Origin of the sequence: Flavobacterium sp. (assembly GCF_035456225.1) — a bacterium.
In the GTDB taxonomy this organism is placed as follows: domain Bacteria; phylum Bacteroidota; class Bacteroidia; order Flavobacteriales; family Flavobacteriaceae; genus Flavobacterium.
Window position 1 is genome coordinate 1 of the sequence record NZ_DATIDM010000148.1, and the last position, 4252, is coordinate 4252.

The 4252-nt window shown below is 35.5% G+C and carries 2 protein-coding genes; one reads left to right on the plus strand and one right to left on the minus strand.

What is annotated here, in order from left to right; translation table 11 throughout:
* Positions 1 to 272 precede the first annotated feature (272 nt).
* Entirely contained in the window at positions 273 to 2702 is a 2430-nt protein-coding gene (gene pheT / locus VLB74_RS08775) for a phenylalanine--tRNA ligase subunit beta (protein ID WP_325203081.1), read from the minus strand.
* A gap of 136 nt (positions 2703 to 2838) precedes the next feature.
* Between pheT and VLB74_RS08780 the strand changes: the two genes are divergently transcribed.
* A partial coding sequence (locus tag VLB74_RS08780; protein WP_325203082.1) for an AsmA family protein occupies positions 2839 to 4252 on the plus strand: 1414 nt, incomplete at its 3' end.

Consider the following 4252-nt stretch of genomic DNA (forward strand, 5'->3'; position numbering starts at 1 on the left):
TCTTTTACGGATGGATTGGCGCAGTAGTTCATCTTTAGCCAAAACCTCTCTTACAGATGCAATCTGATCTGCAATTTTACCTGATTGTTTTCTGCTTAAAATCAGTTTTTCATGAATATTTGTTCTTTTGAGTAACATTTCATGATAGTTTCAAATCTTACTCTAAGTTAGGGATTTATGAGTTGATAATCAAGCGATTGCAATAATTTTAGAAACAAAAAATCCTGCAAAACATTGTCTTACAGGATTTTAAAGTATTTTGGTAGTAAGTATTATCGTAAGGTTGCCCCAACTTCTTTTTCGAAATTCTGCTGCAGCTTGCTCATAATTTTATCGATTTGAGCATCCGTAAGCGTTTTTGAAGTGTCCTGAATCGTGAAACTCACGGCATACGATTTCTTGCCTTCCGGAAGTTTATTTCCTTCGTAAACGTCAAATAAATTGACATCTTTCAACAGTCCTTTTTCGGTTTGTTTTGCAATAGAATAAATTTGTTCAAACTGAACGTTACTGTCAATCAATAAAGCTAAATCCCTGCGCACTTCAGGATATTTTGGAATTTCAACGAATTTGATTTTATTCGAGATAAGCTTTAAAACTTCGCTCCAATTAAAATCGGCGTATAAAACTTCCTGTTTGATGTCGAAGTGCTTTAAAATTGATTTCTTAACGGTTCCGAATTCAACAATAGTTTCTTTACCAACAGTAAGAGCAATACCTTCAGCAATAACATCATTCTCTAAAGGCTGTGTCGTTGCTTTATCAATTCCCAAACGGGATAAAATAGCAGTGATATACCCTTTAAATAAGAAGAAATCCGATGGTTTATCCGCTGTAGTCCAGCTTTCCATCAAACGATTTCCGGTAACGAATAAAGTCAAGTGCTTTATTTCATCATATCCTGAAGGCATTTTATGGTATGATTTTCCGAATTCGAATAATTTTAAATCGGAGTTTCTTCTGTTGATATTATAAGAAACAGCTTCTAAACCACTGAATAACAATGACTGACGCATCGCTGATAAATCATTGCTCAACGGATTAAGCATTGTCACATTAAATTCTTCTTTCAGCTTTTCAGATAAACTGACGTACTGCGGAGAAGTCAGGGAGTTTGCCATCATTTCATTGAATCCCTGTGACACCAATTGATTTGCAATTACATTTTGTACTTTATAATCTTCAGTACGTGATGAATTGGAAATCGAAGCATTCAGCTTTGTGGTAAAGTTGATGTTATTGTATCCGTAAACGCGTAAAATTTCTTCGATTACATCAATTTCACGCTGAACATCCACGCGGTAGGAAGGAATAACCAAACCTAAACCTGCGTCAGAAACACTGTTCACCTTGATGTCTAATGAAACCAATATTTTTTTGATTGTTTCTTTCGGGATTTCCTCGCCGATGATTTTGTTAACATTTGCAAAATTCAAAATAACAGAGAAATCTTCAATTTTCTTTGGATAGATATCGATAGGATCTGAAGTGATTTCACCACCTGCTACTTCCTGAATTAAAAGAGCAGCACGTTTCATCGCATATTCCGTAATGGTAGGATCGATTCCTCTTTCGAAACGGAAAGAAGCATCCGTACTTAACGTATGTCTTTTAGCAGTTTTTCTAACCGAAACCGGGTTGAAATAAGCACTTTCAAGGAAAATGGCAGTCGTATTTTCGGTAACTCCAGAATTTTTTCCTCCAAAAACACCGGCGATACACATTGGTCCGTTTTCGTCGCAAATCATTAGATCTTCCTCGTGAAGTATTCTTTCCACCTCATCAAGAGTGGTGAATTTTGTGCCTGCAGGAAGTGTTTTTACAATTACTTTATTTCCCCTTATTTTGGCAGCATCAAATGCATGCAATGGCTGACCCAATTCATGCAATACATAATTAGTAACGTCAACAATATTGTTTTTCGGAGTCAATCCTATAGCTTTTAAACGGTTTTGTAACCAAGACGGAGACGGTTTAACCGTAATTCCCGAAATAGTTACCCCACAATACCTCGGAGCCAGTTTTGTATCCTCAACTTTTACGTCGATTTTTAATGTACGTTTTTCAACTTTAAATTTACTTACAGAAGGCGTCATTAATTCAGAATGATTAACTCCTTTCTGGATCAATCCCGCACGCAAATCTCTGGCAACACCCAAATGGCTCATTGCATCGGCGCGGTTTGGTGTTAATCCGATTTCAAAAACCTCATCCGTTTCGATATTGAACACTTTGGAAGCTGGAGTCCCGGGAACAAGATTTTCGGCAAGAATCATAATCCCATCATGAGATTCGCCAAGACCTAACTCGTCTTCGGCACAAATCATTCCGTGACTTTCTTCTCCACGAATTTTTCCTTTTTTGATTTCGAAAGCATTTCCTTCCTGATCATACAATTTTGTTCCGATGGTTGCTACAGGGACTTTTTGCCCGACAGCTACATTCGGAGCACCACATACAATCTGAACCGGTGGATTTCCGTCGCCCAAGTCAACTGTGGTGATACTTAATTTATCTGCGTTTGGATGTTGGATGCAGGTAAGTACGTGACCAACAACAACTCCCTCCAATCCTCCTTTAAGGCTTTCGTATTTGTCCACACTTTCTACTTCAAGACCCAAGTCTGTAAGCAGGGCAGAAGTATCTTCCGAGTTCCAGTCTAATTTGATGAATTGTTTTAACCAATTGTAGGATATGCGCATTTCTGTATCGTTTTTATAAGTCTGCAAAGATAATAATTGTCTGCTATTTTTTGCTACAAAATGAGAGGCAATTATCCCTAAAATTCAACCTTTATGCTTTAATTAATTCTTAAATTTGTGTAAACACTTACATATTTTGGAAACAAAAGAGGGTTTGTACAGCAAGATTAAAAAGAATAAGGTTCTTTTTATGTCGTTAAAGGGGTTTGGCGTACTGTTACTTTTGTTTTTTGTGACCTATTTAGGATTAGGCATTTATTTTTCGTTGAATAAAGATAAAATCAAAAACAATCTTACCGAATTAATCAATGAGAAGAGTAGTGGAGAAATGAAAATAGGGGATTTGGAAGTCTCTTTATTTCAGGGATTTCCAAATTTAACAATCCAGGTTAAAGATGTAGTTGTTAAAGACAGTTTGTGGAATTTTCATAAAAGAACACTTTTAAAGGCAGATAAGGTTTATGCGAAAGTTTCACCGTGGTCGATTTTAAAGAAAACGATTTCCGTAAACAATCTGACCATTAAAAATGCTGATGTTAATCTTTATGTTAATTCGAATGGTTACAGTAATGTTTCTGTTTTTAAAAATTTCAAAAAAAATGAAAAGCAGGATAAAAATGAAAAGTCACCATTAGATGTTAACATTCATAAAATTGATTTTACTGATGTAACATTCATTTCTGAAAATAATGTCAAGAAGAAAAAATTCAATTTCAAAATATCGGATTTAGAAATGCTGATCTCCCGTAATGACCTGGGGTGGAAGGCAGCTGTTTATTTGGAAACCTTTGTAAACAGCATGACATTTAATACCACACGGGGCAGTTATGCTGAAAAGAAATCGATCAAAGGGAAGATAGGTATTGCTTACAACATTGAAAAAAAACAGATAGGTGCATATTCAAAGAAGCTTACTATCGGAGGAAATCCTTTCGAAGTTAAAGCCACTTTTGGCACTTCCAAGTCTAATTCTCTTTTTAAAATTATGCTTTTTTGTCCGTCAATTCAATGGAGGGAAGCTTCATCTTTATTGGCCAACAATGTCAGAACAAAATTGGATAAATTCAATTTGTCAGAACCTTTTGATGTGCGATGTACTCTTAAAGGCAATCTTAAAGTAAGAGGAAATCCTTCCATTCATGTGGTTGCAAACATGGAAAACAATAAACTGATTACAAAAAATGAAGTCATTGACAATTGTAATTTTAAAGGGGAATTTATTAACCATTATGTGAAGAACGGAATCTTCGGTGATCCTAATTCAGCCGTATTTCTGCATGATTTTAGGGGAAATTACAGAGGAATCCCATTCACTACAAAGGATATGATGATTTTTGACCTAAAGAAACCAACGGCTTCGGGATCTTTGAAAAGTGATTTTGAGGTCACAGCTTTTAATTCGATATTTTCCAAAGACCTGTTTCAATTTACAAAAGGAAAAGCCAATGTTTCAGTTCAATTTAAAGCGAATGTGGTTGATTTAAAAATATCCAAGCCTTTTATTATCGGAGATATCAATATTTCGGATGCTGATTTTGAATATGGACGCA

Excerpts from the sequence above, each read along its gene's own strand:
- pheT (WP_325203081.1), bottom strand. The coding sequence starts at position 2,702 with ATGCGCATATCCTACAATTGGTTAAAACAATTCATCAAATTAGACTGG.